The 15,816-nt window shown below is 54.7% G+C and carries 14 protein-coding genes; 2 read left to right on the plus strand and 12 right to left on the minus strand.

All coding sequences use genetic code 11. The annotated features are described in order from the left end of the window. Window positions 1-24: 24 nt before the first annotated feature. From ACG1VR_RS18005 to queA, 7 genes are all read right to left on the minus strand, one after another. A complete protein-coding gene (locus ACG1VR_RS18005; protein ID WP_395489462.1) occupies window positions 25-744 on the minus strand; it encodes a helix-turn-helix transcriptional regulator in 720 nt (239 codons plus the stop codon). A gap of 60 nt (window positions 745-804) precedes the next feature. Further along, window positions 805-1,170, minus strand: a complete 366-nt coding sequence (locus ACG1VR_RS18010) for a VOC family protein (RefSeq protein WP_016535157.1) — start codon at window positions 1,168-1,170, stop codon at window positions 805-807. A 132-nt stretch (window positions 1,171-1,302) separates the two neighbouring features. Further along, complete coding sequence (secF, locus tag ACG1VR_RS18015; RefSeq protein WP_395489463.1) at window positions 1,303-2,274, minus strand: protein translocase subunit SecF; 972 nt, start codon at window positions 2,272-2,274, stop codon at window positions 1,303-1,305. Between the two features lie 10 nt (window positions 2,275-2,284). Then, window positions 2,285-4,132, minus strand: coding sequence for a protein translocase subunit SecD (gene secD, locus ACG1VR_RS18020; RefSeq protein ID WP_071704073.1), 1,848 nt, complete (start codon window positions 4,130-4,132; stop codon window positions 2,285-2,287). 27 nt (window positions 4,133-4,159) lie between these two features. Next, a complete protein-coding gene (yajC, locus tag ACG1VR_RS18025; protein WP_008454538.1) occupies window positions 4,160-4,492 on the minus strand; it encodes a preprotein translocase subunit YajC in 333 nt (110 codons plus the stop codon). Window positions 4,493-4,513: 21 nt separating this feature from the next. Further along, window positions 4,514-5,641, minus strand: coding sequence for a tRNA guanosine(34) transglycosylase Tgt (tgt, locus tag ACG1VR_RS18030; protein ID WP_016535154.1), 1,128 nt, complete (start codon window positions 5,639-5,641; stop codon window positions 4,514-4,516). 183 nt (window positions 5,642-5,824) lie between these two features. Next, window positions 5,825-6,895 carry a tRNA preQ1(34) S-adenosylmethionine ribosyltransferase-isomerase QueA gene (gene queA / locus ACG1VR_RS18035; RefSeq protein WP_039897966.1) on the minus strand — a complete coding sequence of 357 codons (1,071 nt, stop codon included), beginning with the start codon at window positions 6,893-6,895 and terminating at the stop codon, window positions 5,825-5,827. 115 nt (window positions 6,896-7,010) lie between these two features. Between queA and acpH the strand changes: the two genes are divergently transcribed. Together acpH and ACG1VR_RS18045 are read left to right on the plus strand one after the other, a co-directional pair. Then, a complete protein-coding gene (gene acpH, locus ACG1VR_RS18040) occupies window positions 7,011-7,592 on the plus strand; it encodes an ACP phosphodiesterase (protein ID WP_016535151.1) in 582 nt (193 codons plus the stop codon). 200 nt (window positions 7,593-7,792) lie between these two features. After that, on the plus strand, window positions 7,793-8,395 hold the full coding sequence (locus ACG1VR_RS18045; protein WP_016535150.1) for a peroxiredoxin C: 603 nt from the start codon (window positions 7,793-7,795) through the stop codon (window positions 8,393-8,395). 57 nt (window positions 8,396-8,452) lie between these two features. On the opposite strand, the gene malZ is transcribed toward ACG1VR_RS18045, so the two are convergent. From malZ to phoB, 5 genes are all read right to left on the minus strand, one after another. After that, the gene (malZ, locus tag ACG1VR_RS18050) at window positions 8,453-10,270 is read right to left on the minus strand and encodes a maltodextrin glucosidase (protein ID WP_395489464.1); all 1,818 of its coding nucleotides are present in this window, start codon (window positions 10,268-10,270) and stop codon (window positions 8,453-8,455) included. Between the two features lie 140 nt (window positions 10,271-10,410). Continuing rightward, the gene (gene proY, locus ACG1VR_RS18055) at window positions 10,411-11,784 is read right to left on the minus strand and encodes a proline-specific permease ProY (RefSeq protein WP_216375531.1); all 1,374 of its coding nucleotides are present in this window, start codon (window positions 11,782-11,784) and stop codon (window positions 10,411-10,413) included. Between the two features lie 71 nt (window positions 11,785-11,855). Then, entirely contained in the window at window positions 11,856-13,175 is a 1,320-nt protein-coding gene (gene brnQ / locus ACG1VR_RS18060; protein WP_395489465.1) for a branched-chain amino acid transporter carrier protein BrnQ, read from the minus strand. Window positions 13,176-13,600: 425 nt separating this feature from the next. After that, window positions 13,601-14,908: a phosphate regulon sensor histidine kinase PhoR gene (gene phoR, locus ACG1VR_RS18065; protein WP_395489466.1), complete on the minus strand. Its 1,308-nt coding sequence runs from the start codon at window positions 14,906-14,908 to the stop codon at window positions 13,601-13,603. 22 nt (window positions 14,909-14,930) lie between these two features. Next, window positions 14,931-15,620 (minus strand): phosphate response regulator transcription factor PhoB, encoded by a 690-nt coding sequence (phoB, locus tag ACG1VR_RS18070; protein ID WP_008454506.1) that lies wholly within the window; start codon window positions 15,618-15,620, stop codon window positions 14,931-14,933. Between the last annotated feature and the right edge of the window lie 196 nt (window positions 15,621-15,816).

Here is a 15,816-nt window from a genome sequence, read left to right on the forward strand (position 1 = left end):
CTTCGCATGAAGACAAAAAGCCGGTCAACAGACCGGCTTTTCTTTTGATAAAACAGGCATCCCTTTACGCTTTTGAAGCGAAATAAAGTCCTGTAATGAGCGATCGTGACGCGCCTGATAGCGGCGTTCGGTCACACGCATGTCACGGCAGCGATCCAGCCTGAAACTGCGATAATCGTCGCGCTCCTCGCACCAGGCCACCACAATCCAAATCTCTCCCCAGAACGATAATCCCAGCGGATGAATATCGCGCTCTGAAAGCTCCCCCTTCTCATTCTCATAACTGAGGTGAACCACCTTCAGCTCGCCAATTGCGGTATGGAGAAGATCAAACCAGATCTTTACCTGAGGAAATTTATTAAAATCAGGAGAGATAATGCGGCTTTGCTCCGCCACTCGACGTTTTTCCGGGGTCAGTATCGCCATCAGCTTTTCATGGACGGACTCAGCCGACTTCGCCAGCGCCTCACCGCTCCAGGTTTGTACCATTCTTAGCGCCGCAACCGCCGCCTCAACCTCAGCGGAAGTAAGCATTAACGGCGGCAGGTCATAACCGGCCAGCAGGCGGTAGCCGCACCCGGCCTCACCTTCGACAGGCACACCCGACAAAGAAAGATCTCTGATATCGCGGTATATCGTGCGCTCAGAAACCTCCAGCCGCTCGGCCAGCTGAGCTGCCGTAGTTAAGCGCCTGCCGCGAAGAATTTGTACGATTTGAAATAGCCGGTCGGCTCTTCGGCTCATAATAAACAGGCCTGCAGTGAAGCCCGCCGGAATGGCAGGCTCTTATTTCAGTATCCGGGCTTATGCTGGCTGATGCAAACCGACGCAGTTGCCTTCGCTATCAATAATTAACGCAATGGTACCGATGTTGTCGGGTAAGACTTCCGGGCCAAAAACCGTTTTCCCTCCGGCCTCCCCAATTCTCAGCAGCGTCTTTTCAATATTAGCCGTGTACAAGTAGACCACAGCGCCAGTGCGGGATGGCGTAAACATCTCGCCTTTAACCAAAGCGCCGCCGGTAGCGGGCTTATCATGAGGGAAAATCGCCATATCGATACCGGCAACGTGCTCCCGTCGAAAATCAATCTCCAGCGCGTGATGATAAAAAATGATCGCACGCTCAAGATTGTCTACCGGGATTTCGAACCAGTTAATTACGGTGTTCATTGTCTGCTCTCCTGGGTTGTCAGTAGCAGCAACTCTACTCACCCCCTCCTGACAGCATACTGTCAGCAAGAAAACACCGGACGAAAAAAAACCGCAGCCCGAAGGCTGCGGTTTTATCAGGCTATAGCAGGATTAAGGCAGAATAGACGGCTGATCCGCCCCTTCTTTCTCAACCTTCTGCTGCAACATGTGCTCGCGCTTCATCCCCAATTTCAACGCCAGCGCGGACGCCACGTAGATGGAGGAAGCCGTACCCACGGTCACACCGATAAGCATGGTCAGCGAGAAGCCTTTCAGCAGCGCGCCACCGAACAGATACAGCATCAGGATAACCACTAACGTGGTGCCCGATGTAATCAAAGTACGGTGCAGCGTCTGGGTCAGGGAGACGTTAAAGATTTCGTAAGGCGTACCGCGACGGATCTTGCGGAAGTTTTCACGAATACGGTCCGAAACCACGATGCTGTCGTTCAACGAGTAGCCGATAACCGACATCAGAGACGCGACGATAGTCAGGTCAATCTCGATGTGGAACAGCGACAGCACGCCCATGGTGATAATCACGTCGTGAGCCAGCGAGATAACAACCCCGGCCGCCAGGCGCCACTCAAAGCGGAAGCCGACGTAAACCAGGATTGAAATCAGCGCAACCAGCAGCGCCATAGCGCCGTTTTGAGCAAGATCGGCACCTACGCTAGGGCCGACGAACTCAATACGCTTCACTGCCGCATTCTGGTTGGTCGCTTCGTTGATCACGCTAACAACCTTGCTGCCCAGAACCTGGCCGCCGGTTTCGCCTTTAGCAGGCGGCATGCGCACCATGATGTCGCGGCGGCTGCCGAAGTTCTGCACCAGCGGCTCTTCAAAGCCTGCCTTCTGCAAAGAAGCACGCATAGCATCAAGATCGGCCGGTTTTTCCAGCGCGATTTCGATTACCGTACCGCCAGTAAAGTCCAGACCCCAGTTGAAGCCCTTCACGCCAATAATGATGACGGAAAGGATCAGCAGGATGCCGGAAATGCTGAAGGCCCAGTAATCCCAGCGCATAAAGTCATGGACTTTACGGCCGTAGTTCAATTGTTCAACAGTATATTCCTGTGCCACAACGCACTCCTCAGATAGACAGCTTGTTGATGCGTTTGCCGCCGTACAACAGGTTCACGATGGCACGAGTACCGACGATTGCGGTAAACATCGAGGTTGCAACACCGATACCGGTAGTGATTGCAAACCCTTTGATAGCCCCGGTGCCCACGGCATACAGGATGATAACTTTGATAAGCGTGGTGATGTTGGCGTCAAAGATGGAGCTGAACGCGCCTCTGTAACCTTCATCAATCGCCTGCTGTATCGTACGTCCGTTGCTGATCTCTTCTTTGATACGCTCGTTTATCAGTACGTTCGCATCCACCGCAACCGCAAGGGTTAATACGATACCCGCGATACCCGGCATGGTCAGCGTCGCACCCGGCAGCAGGGACATAATCCCCACAATCAGCACCAGGTTTGCCAGCAGAGCAGAGGTCGCAATCAGGCCAAACTTCTTATAGAAGAACAGCATGAAGATGATAGAGACCACCAGGCCTGCCAGACACGCTTCCAGACCCTGCTTGATGTTTTCCAGACCCAGGGTTGGGCCGATGGTACGTTCTTCAACAATCTGAATTGGCGCAATCAGCGCACCGGCGCGCAGCAGCAGAGAGAGCTGGCGAGCTTCGTTCGGGTTGCTGATACCGGTGATGCGGAAGCTGTTACCGAGGCGAGACTGAATGTTCGCAACGTTGATAACTTCTTCTTCTTTCACCAGTAAGGAACGGCCGTTGGCGTCTTTCTTACCGCTGTCTTTGTACTCCACAAACAGGGTCGCCATCGGCTTACCGATGTTGTCCTTGGTGAAGTTAGACATGATGTTACCGCCAGCGCTGTCCAGGGAGATATTAACCTGAGGCTGGTTGTATTCATCCATGCTCGAAGTGGAGTCGGTGATATGGTCACCGGTCAGAATCACGCGTTTGTACAGCACAACCGGCTGCCCTTCACGAGTCTGCTTCACTTCTGAGTCACCCGGCACGCGGCCTGCGGCGGCAGCGGAGGCATCAACGTTGGTATTCACCAGACGGAATTCCAGAGTTGCGGTAGCACCGAGGATCTCTTTAGCGCGCGCGGTGTCCTGGATACCCGGCAGTTCAACCACGATACGGTCTGCACCCTGGCGCTGTACCAGCGGCTCGGCAACGCCCAGTTGGTTTACACGGTTACGCAGAATGTTGATGTTCTGCTGTACCGCATATTCACGGGCTTCGCTCAGGCGCGCATCGCTCATCACTACGCGCAGCGTGTTGCTGCCCTGGTTAGAGAACACCAGATCGCGATGACGGGAAGAAAGGTAAGTGCTGGCATCGTCGCGAGACTTCGCGTCGCGGAAGACAATATCTACACCATAGTTATCGGCTTTACGCACGTTGGTGTAGGCAATGCCTTTCTCGCGCAGATCGCTACGCAGGCCATCAATGTTTTGTTCCTGGAGTTTGCCCAGCGCCGTGTCCATATCCACTTCCATCAGGAAGTGAACGCCACCGCGCAGGTCAAGACCGAGTTTCATCGGGTTTGCGCTAATAGCGGACATCCAGCGAGGAGTGGCAGGAGCAAGGTTAAGCGCCACGACGTAATTGTCGCCCAGCACGCTCATCAGCGCTTCACGCGCGCGCAGCTGGGTATCGGTAGAATCGAAGCGAGCGAGAATAGCGCCCTCTTCCAGCGCCACAGATTTAGCGGTAATTTTTTCTTGTTTTAAGGTGTTTTCGACCTGGATCAGCGTTTGTTCACTGGCGGCGACACCGCGCACGCCAGTTAATTGAACGGCCGGATCCTCACCATACAGGTTGGGAAGCGCATACAGCAGACCAATCGCAAGCACGACGATAAGCATGATGTACTTCCACAAAGGATAACGGTTTAACACGTTTAGTTCCCTTAGGGAAAACGAAAATTACAGCGCCTTCATGGTGCCTTTCGGCAGAACGGCAGCTACGAAATCACGCTTAATAACCACTTCGGTGGTGTCGTTCAGCGCGATAGCAATGTAGCCAGTTTCAGCTACTTTGGTTACGCGGCCAACCAGACCACCGTTGGTCAGCACTTCATCCCCTTTGGAGATGGAGTCCATCAGTTTTTTATGCTCTTTGGTACGCTTTTGCTGCGGACGCAGGATCATAAAATAGAAAATCAGGCCGAAGACCACCAACATTGGAATCAAAGTCCATTGACTCTGTCCTGGAGCAGCACCCGCAGAAGCGACAGCATCAGAAATGAAAAAGCTCATTAAAATTCCCTCATTATTAAATTAATCAACGTTCAAAGGTGGAACTGGCTTACCTGTCCGCTCGTAAAAATCAGTCACGAAGTGCTCTAATTTACCCTCTTCAATGGCCTTGCGTAAACCAGCCATTAAACGCTGGTAATAGCGCAGGTTATGAATAGTATTCAGACGAGCGCCCAGTATTTCGTTGCAACGGTCAAGATGATGCAAGTAGGCACGTGAATAATTGCGACACGTATAGCAATCACACTCTGCATCAAGCGGTGCGGTGTCAGCCTTATACTTAGCGTTACGGATTTTCACCACGCCATCCGTCACAAACAGATGACCGTTACGCGCGTTACGAGTAGGCATGACGCAGTCGAACATATCAACGCCGCGACGTACCCCTTCAACCAGGTCTTCCGGTTTACCTACGCCCATCAGGTAACGTGGTTTGTCGGCAGGGATTTGCGGGCAAACATGCTCCAGAATGCGGTGCATATCTTCCTTCGGTTCCCCTACCGCCAGGCCGCCGACAGCGTAGCCATCAAAGCCTATCTCTACCAGACCTTTTACCGAGATATCTCGTAAATCTTCGTAAACGCTACCCTGGATAATTCCGAACAGCGCATTTTTATTCCCCAGAGAATCAAAGCGATCGCGGCTACGCTGCGCCCAGCGCAGGGACATTTCCATCGAACGTTTGGCATAATCCCAGTCCGCCGGGTATGGCGTACACTCATCGAAGATCATCACGATATCGGAGCCGAGATCGTACTGAATCTCCATGGATTTTTCAGGATCGAGGAAGATAGGATCGCCGTTGATCGGGTTGCGGAAGTGCACGCCCGCTTCGGTAATCTTGCGGATGTCGCCGAGGCTGAACACCTGGAAACCGCCGGAGTCCGTTAAGATTGGGCCTTTCCACTGCATAAAATCATGCAGGTCGCCGTGCAGTTTCATGATTTCCTGGCCAGGACGCAGCCATAAGTGGAAGGTGTTGCCGAGAATAATCTGCGCGCCGGTGTCTTTCACTTCTTCCGGCGTCATCCCTTTTACGGTGCCGTAAGTGCCCACGGGCATAAAGGCCGGGGTTTCAACGGTACCGCGCTCAAAAACGAGGCGGCCACGGCGGGCGCGGCCGTCGGTGGTATCTAATTCAAATTTCACATTTCCTCCAGCACCAGAGAAACAGTCTGGTGAGTAAATTAACGCCGTGGGCGGTGCTCACGGCGGAATATTTGGGGGATGGTTTGACCCTCCCCCCAGCCCTCTCCCTGGAAAGGAGAGGGAGAAAAATAAGACCTGTGTAGTCCCCTCTCCCCCTGGGGAGAGGGCCAGAGTGAGGGGAAATTACTCCCCAGGACGCTCGTTAATCGCCTGCGGATTGCAGGTAATAAACATAGCGTCGCCATAGCTAAAGAAGCGATATTCCGCTTTTACCGCCTCATGGTAGGCGTGCAGGGTATTTTTGTAGCCCGCAAAAGCGGACACCAGCATGATAAGCGTCGACTCAGGCAGGTGGAAGTTGGTCACCAGCGCGTCGATAACGTTATATTTATAGCCCGGATAGATGAAGATCTGCGTATCGCCAAAGAACGGCTCAATCAGGCCGTTAGTCGCGGCCTGTGCGGCGCTTTCAAGCGAGCGTACCGAAGTCGTGCCGACGGCAATTACGCGGTTACCGCGCGCTTTACAGGCCAGCACGGCATCAACGACATCCTGCGGCACTTCGGCATATTCGGAGTGCATGATGTGATCTTCGATGCTGTCCACGCGTACTGGCTGGAAGGTCCCGGCCCCAACGTGCAGCGTCACAAAGGCCATATCTATGCCTTTATTACGCAATTTCTCCAGCAGCGGCTCGTCAAAATGCAGCCCGGCGGTTGGGGCGGCTACCGCGCCCGGCTTCTGGCTGTAAACCGTTTGATAAAGTTCACGGTCTGATTCTTCGTCCGGACGGTCGATATACGGCGGCAGCGGCATATGGCCGATGCTGTTAAGAATATCCAGCACGCTGCGTTCGTCGTTAAACTCGACTTCAAACAGCGCGTCATGGCGCGCCGTCATGGTGGCGTGTACGCTTTCATCATCGCCCAGCAGCAGCTCGGCGCCCGGCTTAGGCGCTTTTGAAGCGCGAATATGCGCGAGGATACGTTTATCATCCAGCATGCGCTCAACCAGCACTTCAATCTTGCCGCCGCTGGCTTTACGACCAAACAGGCGGGCAGGAATAACCCGGGTGTTATTGAACACCAGCAGGTCGCCGGGGTTGAGCTTATCGAGCAGATCGGTGAAAGTGCCATGCGCGAGCGCGCCCGTCGGCCCATCCAGAGACAGCAAACGGCAGCTGCTACGCTCGGCTTGTGGATAGTGAGCAATCAGGGATTCAGGCAGTTCAAAGGAGAAATCGGCAACGCGCATGGTAAAAAACTCAGACTTAAAAACAGGCGGCTTAGTCTAGTGGCAGGGCGCGTTCCCTGCAACACGTTTACCCTGACAATGGCCGTTTTAAGCCCATATATGGAATAATCACGCTATGAATTTTCTCGCCCACCTGCATCTTGCTCATCTGGCCCGAAGTTCGCTGCTGGGAAATTTGCTGGCGGATTTTGTGCGCGGTAACCCGGACGACAGCTTTTCGCCCGAGATAGTTGCCGGCATCTATATGCACCGCCGGGTTGACGCCCTGACGGATGGTTTGCCGGAGGTTGCGGTCGCCCGCGCCTGGTTTAGCGCCGAAACACGCCGCGTTTCGCCGATCTCGCTCGATGTCATGTGGGATCATTTTCTCTCCCGCCACTGGGCGACCGTCTGCCCGGATATTGGCCTTGAGGACTTTGTCGCCTACGCTCGCGGGCAAATCGAGCCACATATTTCCGACACGCCGCCGCGTTTTATTAACCTGAACAATTATTTATGGCGTGAACGCTGGCTGGAGCGCTATCAGGATATGGAATTTATTGCCGACGTGCTTAACGGCATGGCGAGCCGTAGACCAAAACTCGATGCTTTGCGAGCCTCATGGCAGGATCTTGATAAGCACTATGACGCCCTCGAGCAGCTGTTCTGGCAGTTCTACCCGCGCATGATAACGATGGCGCAACAAAAAAGTTTGTGATCGTTCGCGGTTCGCGTTACAACATCTTGCCCTTTTATAAAAAAGGGCTATCCTGGTTACCGGCATCGTTCTGATTGCGTTTTTGATAGCCGAAACCTATCTGATTGATTGGCAAGATGCCATTGAGCTACATGGAACGGAGCACCTATACTCCCCCCGTTGCGTTAACCCTCACTTTAACAAAATTAACAGGAGTACATATGGTCCTGGTTACTCGTCCGGCCCCTGACTTTACCGCTGCTGCCGTACTGGGCAATGGCGAAATCGTTGAAAACTTCAACTTCAAAAAACACACCAACGGTAAAGCCACCGTTGTCTTCTTCTGGCCGATGGACTTCACCTTCGTTTGCCCGTCTGAACTGATTGCGTTCGACAAGCGTTACGAAGAATTCCAGAAACGTGGCGTAGAAGTCGTTGGTGTATCTTTTGACTCCGAATTCGTTCACAACGCATGGCGTAAAACCCCTGTGGATAAAGGCGGCATCGGCGAAGTTAAATACGCGATGGTTGCTGACATCAAACGTGAAATCCAGAAAGCATACGGCATCGAGCATCCGGAAGCTGGCGTTGCGTTGCGCGGCTCCTTCCTGATCGACAAAGCCGGTATCGTTCGCCACCAGGTGGTTAACGATCTGCCGCTGGGTCGTAACATCGATGAAATGCTGCGTATGGTTGACGCGCTGCAATTCCACGAAGAGCACGGCGAAGTGTGCCCGGCTCAGTGGGAAAAAGGGAAAGAAGGCATGAACGCGTCTCCGGACGGCGTTGCCAAGTACCTGAGCGAGAACGTTGCTAAGCTGTAATCGCTAAGCACGTTTGAAGAAAAGGCCGCGAATGCGGCCTTTTGTGTTTTTGTCTGCCTACAGGCTCCGCCACACGGAGGCAGAAACCGCCGGCAGCATCAGCTCGCGGTTATCCAGAAGACCCTCGCCTTCCAGGTGCGTCCACGCCCTGCCGCTGAGCAGCGCATCCCACGGCAGCGTCACGGTAATCGCCTCGCCGCGGTTAATCGCTACCAGCACGCGTTCGTTCTGATAGACGCGCGCAAACACCACCACATCGCCTTCGGCATAGACAACCCGGCATCCGCCCTGGCGTAACGCCCGGCTCTGCTTGCGTAATTTTCCCAGCCGCTGATAAAGCGCCAGCAGACTCAAATCCTGCTCCCGCTGGTTCCACGGGAACGGCTTGCGGCAAAACGGATCGTTGTTTCCGTCGAGCCCAACCTCGTCGCCGTAATAAACGCAGGGCACGCCGGGCCAGGCATAAAGCCAGATAACGGCCAGCGGCAGCCGGGCAACGTCTTTCCCGAGGATGGATTTAAAGCGCGCCGTATCATGGCTGTCGAGCTGATTAAACATCCGCAGCTGCTGCTGATGAGAAAGCGCGGAGCGGTACTCTTCCATCCACGCCATGCAGGTTTGCGCATCGATATGCTGCGGGTCGTAAGAGATATCGGTATTGGCAAGGAAGCCCCACAGCGGGAAGGTAAAGCCGCGGTAGTTCATCGCCGCATCTTCGGCGTCCGCCTGGAGCCACTGGCGCGCATCACCGAAGTGCTCCCCAAGGACATAGGCATCCGGGCGGGTTTCTTTTGCGGCCCGGGTAATGCCGCTGACGTGCAGCAGGTTGTTCTTTGCGCCGCCCGCTTCGCCCAGCATATGCACCACGTCCAGACGCCAGCCGTCAATGCCCCACGGCTCTCGTAGCCAGTGGCGCACAATACTTTGCTCGCCACGGTAAATTTCATCCACCAGCGTAGCCGAGCGGAAATCAAGCTTCGGCAGGCTCGAATATCCCAGCCAGTCCAGCGCCTTGCCTTCCTGCGAGAAACTGTACCAGTCTCGCCACGGCGAGCCGGGATTATGGCAGGCTCCGTTATCACTCTGCTGATGCCTGTCGAACCAGGCATGCGTATCCCCGCTGTGGTTAAACACCCCGTCCAGCACCAGTTTCACGCCAAGCTTGCGGGTGCTCTCACGCAGGCGCAGAAACGCGCTGTTGCCGCCAAACTGCTCGTCAACCTGCCGGTAATCCTGGGTATCGTACTTGTGCACGCTTGGCGCGGTAAAAATCGGGTTCAGGTAGAGCGCGGTTACGCCGAGCTTTTTCAGGTACGGCAGGTTTTCGCTGATGCCGTCCAGGTCGCCGCCGTAAAACGTTGAGCCACCGGCATCGGCGGTGAGCGCTTCATTCCACTCGCGCCTGACGATTTCATGCCCTGCGGCATGATGAAAATAGACGTTGTCCTGCTCCGGACCGCGTTTTTTACCGCGGGCAAAACGGTCGGTGAAAATCTGGTAAAACACCTGATCCTGCACCCAGGCCGGGCCGTCGTCCGGGGAATCAATGGCAAACTGCTCCAGCCTTGCGGGCGGCGTAGAACGAAAACCCTGCGGCGTGTACCAGCGCTGCCTGTCCTGCCACAGCAGCTTGAAACTGTAGCGGCGGCGCGGCTGCCCCTCAGCGGTATCAATGGCGCCCTTCCACGCCACCACACCCTCCTGCGGGGCCGACTTTTGCCGCACCATCACCACGGAGATCTCTTCGTTATCCTTTTCACCACGCAGCACGACCTTTTCCGGCAGCTCATCGCCCGCCAGCCAAAGCGTAATCGTCAGTTTTTGCTCGCCCTTTTGAACAAAAGGCGCCACCGGAAGGTGCCAGGCATTCAACATAGTAACTTTCCCGTCGCTTAAAAATGACGCCACCTTGCCACAGCATAAGGCGTTATCACTCATCATTCTGGTTTAATTTGGGGGAGGATCACAGGGGCGGAGAGGCTAACAAAAACCCCGCCAGCGGCGGGGTTCAGGGTTTATTTTGCTTCGGCTGCCGCAGGCTGACGGCGGCGTTTAAAGAACCAGCCAATCAGCAGCAGCACAATCCAGCCGCAGCCAACATACAGCGAAATACGGGTGTCGGGGTGGTAACCAATCAGCGCGATGATAAACACCAGGAATACCAGACCTACGATAGTCGTCGCCACGCCGCCCGGGATCGGGAATTTAAGCGCTTTTGCCTCTTCCGGTGGCAAACGGCGGCGGAAGGCAATCTGCGACAGCAGGATCATTATCCACACCCATACGGTGGCAAAGGTTGCCAGCGATGCAATCACCAGGAAGACGTTTTCCGGCATGATGTAGTTCAGGTAAACCGCCAGCAGCATGGCAAAGCCCATCACCACAACCGTCACCCACGGAATACCGTTACGTGAGGTTTTAGCGAATACCTTCGGCGCGCTGCCCTGCTCCGCCATGCCGTGCAGCATGCGCCCAACGCCGAACACATCGCTGTTGATAGCGGAAAGAGAAGCGGTGATGACCACGAAGTTAAGAATACCGGCCGCAGCGGTAATGCCCATGTGCTGGAACGTCATGACAAACGGGCTGCCTTCGGTGCCAACCTGGTTCCACGGGTATATAGACATGATGACAAACAGCGTGCCAACGTAGAACACCAGAATACGCAGCGGGACAGAGTTAATCGCGCGCGGAATGGATTTCTCAGGGTCCTTCGCTTCGCCCGCGGTGATGCCGATGATTTCAATACCGCCGTAGGCGAACATCACCATTTGCAGCGACATTATCATGCCTAACCAGCCGTTACTGAAGAAGCCGCCGTTGCTCCACAGATTATGAATACCGGTCGCCTGGCCGCCGTTACCGATGCCCCAGAAGATAATGCCGATACCGGCGAGGATCATAATGATGATGGTCGCCACTTTGAAAAACGAGAACCAGAATTCCAGCTCGCCAAATACCTTTACGCTCATCAGGTTGATGGCGCTGATGATAAGCACCACGCTCAGCACCCAGACCCAGTGCGGCACCGCCGGGAACCAGATACCCATATAGATCCCGAAGGCGGTCACGTCGGCGATGGCGACAATCAATATTTCAAAGCAGTAAGTCCAGCCGGTGATATAGCCTGCCAGCGGCCCCAGGTAATCCTGAGCATAACGGGAAAACGAGCTGGCAGAGGGGTTATGAACCGACATTTCGCCCAGCGCGCGCATGATGATATAGGCCGCAACGCCGCCGATAATATACGCCAGCAGTACGCTTGGCCCCGCCATCTTAATAGCGTCTGCCGAGCCGTAAAACAGCCCTGTTCCAATCGCCGAACCCAGCGCCATAAATCGGATGTGCCGGGTGCTCAAACCGCGCTTGAGCTTATTGGTGTTTTCCATGAATCCTGTACCACTCTTCACAATAAAAAAACCACGGAGGGCGACTCCGTGGTTAGTTAACAATCAAACTCTTAGTGCGCGGTGGAAGTCACCTGACGCCCCGCAGCCCGGTCCCAGACGGCGGCGATAACCGCCATCGCGACGGTTGGCAGCAGCCACGCAAGGCCCTGGTCCGCCAGCGGCAGTTTCGCCGCCCATGCAGGCAGTACATCGCTGATTGCCGAAGCTTTAATGCCGTCGATAATACCAAACAGCAGGCTTATCAGCATTGCCGGTGCGATAACGCGGGTGGAATTGTGCCACCACGGACGGGTAAAGCTTAAGACCACCAGGGCGATACAAGGCGGGTAGATAGCCGTCAGCACCGGAATAGAGATCTGAATCAGATGGCTCAGGCCGAGGTTAGATACAATCATCGAGAACAGGCCGAGGATAAACACCAGCGAGCGGTAAGAGAGCGGTAAATACTGGCTAAAGAACTCCGCGCAGGCGCAGGTCAGGCCAACCGCCGTAACCAGGCAGGCGAGGAAAATCAGCGCAGCAAGGAAGAAGCTGCCTGCTCCGCCAAAGGTATGGGAAACGTAGGCGTGCAGAATAGCCGCGCCGTTGGCGTTTTGCTCAACCAGATTGGCGCTATCAGACCCGAGGTGGAACAGCGCCAGATAGATAATCGTCAGGCCAACACCGGCAATCAGGCCAGCCCAAATGGTGTAGCGGGTCAGCAGGCGGGATTCGGTCACACCGCGAGAACGTGCCGCATTGACGATAACGATCCCGAATACCAGCGAGGCCAGAGTGTCCATCGTCAGGTAGCCGTTCACAAAGCCGTTAGAGAATGCCGCGTTTTGATAGGCTTCGGTCGCAGAACTCAGGCCACCGGCAGGCCACAGAACGGCACCGGCGGAGAGGATCAGCAGCGCCAGGATTTTCACCGGCGCAAGGAAATGGCCAACGGTATCCAGCAGCTTGCCGGGATAAAGCGAAATACCAATCACCAGCGCGAAATACACCAGGCTGTAGATAAACAGCGGCATATCGCCCATACCGGTCAGCGGCGCAATGCCGATTTCAAACGACACGGTGGTGGTGCGCGGCGTGGCAAACAGCGGGCCAACAGCCAGGTAACAAACGGTCGCCAGCAAAATACCGGCCCGGCGGCCAATCGGCGAGCTGAGGCTATCAATACCGCCGCCGACACGGGCAATGGCCACGATGGTCAGCACCGGTAAGCCTACCGCGGTGACCAGGAAGCCAAGTGCAGACGTCCAGACGTGTTCACCGGCCTGTAAGCCAACCATTGGGGGGAAAATGATGTTGCCCGCGCCCACAAACAGCGCAAAGGTCATAAAGCCCAGAGCGATGATGTCACGCGATTTTAAATGATAGGTCATAAAATAATGCAGCCTGTGGATGTGTGGTGTTGAAAACGTTCAAATTTTTTAACCGCACGCGGTTCCAAATAACGTTCGGCAAAAAAGCGGTTATTACCGGTAACGACAGCGGAATATGCTTCTCCGGATCGGTGGCGAAGAATAGTTAGTCGAATTACCACTCAATTTCAGTCGGTCTGGTAACAACAGGGGGGCAATTAAAACGCTTATAGCGTTTGAAGACAAGAAGGGATCGGGAAACCAGAAAGATATCCTTTAAAAATCCCGGCAGGCAGTGAATAAATTCAATTATACGAATTTATTGTGGCTTATCATTCGGACAAAAAATCAACAATTCGCCTTTAACGCTTAACGAGTGGAGAAAAAACCAACAAAAAAGGCCAGTAAACTGGCCTGTGGAAACAGAGCTTGACGGTTGCGGTGAATTAATGTGCAACTGCCGCAGGATCCTGGGCGATTAACCGCTCCGGCAACACAAACGAAAATGTCGATCCCTGCCCCGGTTTACTTTCAATCTCCAGACGCGCGTCGTGGTGGCTAAGGGCGTGCTTCACAATCGCCAGCCCAAGCCCGCTGCCGCCCGTCTGCCGGGAACGGGCTTTATCCACCCGATAAAAACGTTCGGTAAGGCGAGGAAGGTGCTCCGCTGAAATCCCCGGCCCGGTATCCTTAACGCTAAACGCCACGCCGTGCGGCTGACGCCGCCAGGTCACGGTAATGTGCGTCCCCTCCGGAGTATGGTTCACGGCGTTATACACCAGGTTGGAAATGGCGCTGCGCAACTGCTCTTCATTGCCGTAAACCTGTAGCCCAGGCTCAACGTTAAAAGTGAGCGTTTGCTTCTGCTGGCTCAGGGTCTGCGCCTCGCGTTCAACAACGCGCAGCATCAGCGGAACGTCGATTTTTTCATTCATCGACAGCGCCGGTGCCGCTTCAATTCTCGACAAGGTCAGCAGTTGTCGAACCAGCCCTTCCATGCGCGACGTTTGCTCTCGCATCGTATGTAATGCTTTATCCCTCAGCGGGCCTTCCAGCGCCTGATCCTGCATCATCTCCAGATAACCCTGTAACACGGTTAGCGGGGTGCGCAGCTCATGGCTGACGTTGGCGAAGAAGTTACGCCTGGCGCCTTCAAGCTGATGCATTTGCGTCACATCACGCGCCACCATCAGCCACTGCCCGTCGGCATACGGCATCAGGCGGAACTCAAGGTGGCGGCCATTATTCATCACCAGCGTCAGCGGGCGATTAAACTGCTGATTCGCCACATACTGTGTGAATTCGGGATAACGCAGAAGGTTAAGGATGTTTTGGCCGTTATCGTCCGGCCAGCGCAGCCCAAGCAGCTGCTGGGCCAGGCCATTACACCAAAAAATAGAGCCCTCTTCCGTGGTCAGCACCACCGCATCGGGCAACGATTCGGCCCCGCTACGGAAGCGCTTGATCAGATTACCCAGCTCTTTACGGCGCTTTTTGTTACGCAGCTGCATTTGATGCAGCCCGTAAAGCAGAGGCTCCCAGCTTCCCCGGCCCGGAGGCGGAGTCATGCTGCGGTCAACCCACAGCCACCAGGACAGACGAAGGAGATTCCAGAAATGCCAGCTCAGCAGGGAGGTTACTGCCGCCAGTAAAAACCACGGCAGATGGCCAAAGATCAATCCAAGAATAGCCGCCGGTAAACAACAGAGCATCAGCTCCAGTACCAGCCTTTTCCATGACAGCCGTTCCAGCACGCGTCACGCTCCTGTAAGCATTTTAAAAGCGGGTTGAAAAACGATAACCCGTGCCGCGAACCGTTTGCACCATTTTGTCATGACCACTTGTTTCCAGCGCTTTACGCAGGCGGCGAATATGCACGTCTACGGTGCGATCTTCAACGTAAACGTTGGTTCCCCACACGTTATTAAGCAGCTGTTCACGGCTGTAAACGCGCTCCGGGTGGGTCATAAAGAAGTGTAACAGCTTAAACTCGGTTGGCCCCATATCCAGCGGGTCTTCACCGGTCATTACCCGATGCGAGGACGGGTCAAGGCTCAGCCCCTGCATCTCAATCACCTCTTCCACCGCCATCGGCGAAATACGGCGCATTACCGCTTTAATACGCGCCACCAGTTCCTTTGGCGAGAACGGTTTGGTGATGTAATCGTCGGCCCCGACTTCAAGCCCGCGAACGCGATCTTCTTCTTCTCCGCGCGCGGTTAGCATCATCACCGGGATTTCGCGGGTCAGCGCTTCACGCTTAAGGTGCTTAATAAACTGGATACCCGAACCGCCCGGCAGCATCCAGTCCAGCAGGATCAGGTCGGGGAAAGGTTCAATCAGCAGGTTAACCGCGCTGTCATAATCTTCCGCCTCTACCGACTGGAAGCCATTTTGCTCGAGCACAAAGCTCACCATTTCACGAATCGGAGCTTCATCTTCTACGACTAAAATGCGTCTCGCCATGATTTACCCTGTTGAAAAGAGACCATCTCTTATTAATTGTGCGCCAGTATGCGTCAGATTTGTGACAGATTTATGAAAAAGATGACCGTCCGATATTTCACCTTTTTGAATTATGACAGCCGCTGAGTTTCGCGCACGGTTACGCTGGCGGCTCAATAGCTTATAATCGGAAACTCGCCTCTTTGCCATGGGACAG

The organism is Cedecea davisae (assembly GCF_044095835.1).
In the GTDB taxonomy this organism is placed as follows: Bacteria; Pseudomonadota; Gammaproteobacteria; order Enterobacterales; family Enterobacteriaceae; genus Cedecea; species Cedecea davisae.

Coding starts and splice junctions, on each gene's coding strand:
- ACG1VR_RS18005 (WP_395489462.1), bottom strand. CDS start 744: ATGAGCCGAAGAGCCGACCGGCTATTTCAAATCGTACAAATTCTTCGC.
- ACG1VR_RS18010 (WP_016535157.1), bottom strand. CDS start 1,170: ATGAACACCGTAATTAACTGGTTCGAAATCCCGGTAGACAATCTTGAG.
- yajC (WP_008454538.1), bottom strand. CDS start 4,492: ATGAGCTTTTTCATTTCTGATGCTGTCGCTTCTGCGGGTGCTGCTCCA.
- queA (WP_039897966.1), bottom strand. CDS start 6,895: ATGCGCGTTGCCGATTTCTCCTTTGAACTGCCTGAATCCCTGATTGCT.
- acpH (WP_016535151.1), top strand. CDS start 7,011: ATGAATTTTCTCGCCCACCTGCATCTTGCTCATCTGGCCCGAAGTTCG.
- ACG1VR_RS18045 (WP_016535150.1), top strand. CDS start 7,793: ATGGTCCTGGTTACTCGTCCGGCCCCTGACTTTACCGCTGCTGCCGTA.
- malZ (WP_395489464.1), bottom strand. CDS start 10,270: ATGTTGAATGCCTGGCACCTTCCGGTGGCGCCTTTTGTTCAAAAGGGC.
- proY (WP_216375531.1), bottom strand. CDS start 11,784: ATGGAAAACACCAATAAGCTCAAGCGCGGTTTGAGCACCCGGCACATC.
- brnQ (WP_395489465.1), bottom strand. CDS start 13,175: ATGACCTATCATTTAAAATCGCGTGACATCATCGCTCTGGGCTTTATG.
- phoB (WP_008454506.1), bottom strand. CDS start 15,620: ATGGCGAGACGCATTTTAGTCGTAGAAGATGAAGCTCCGATTCGTGAA.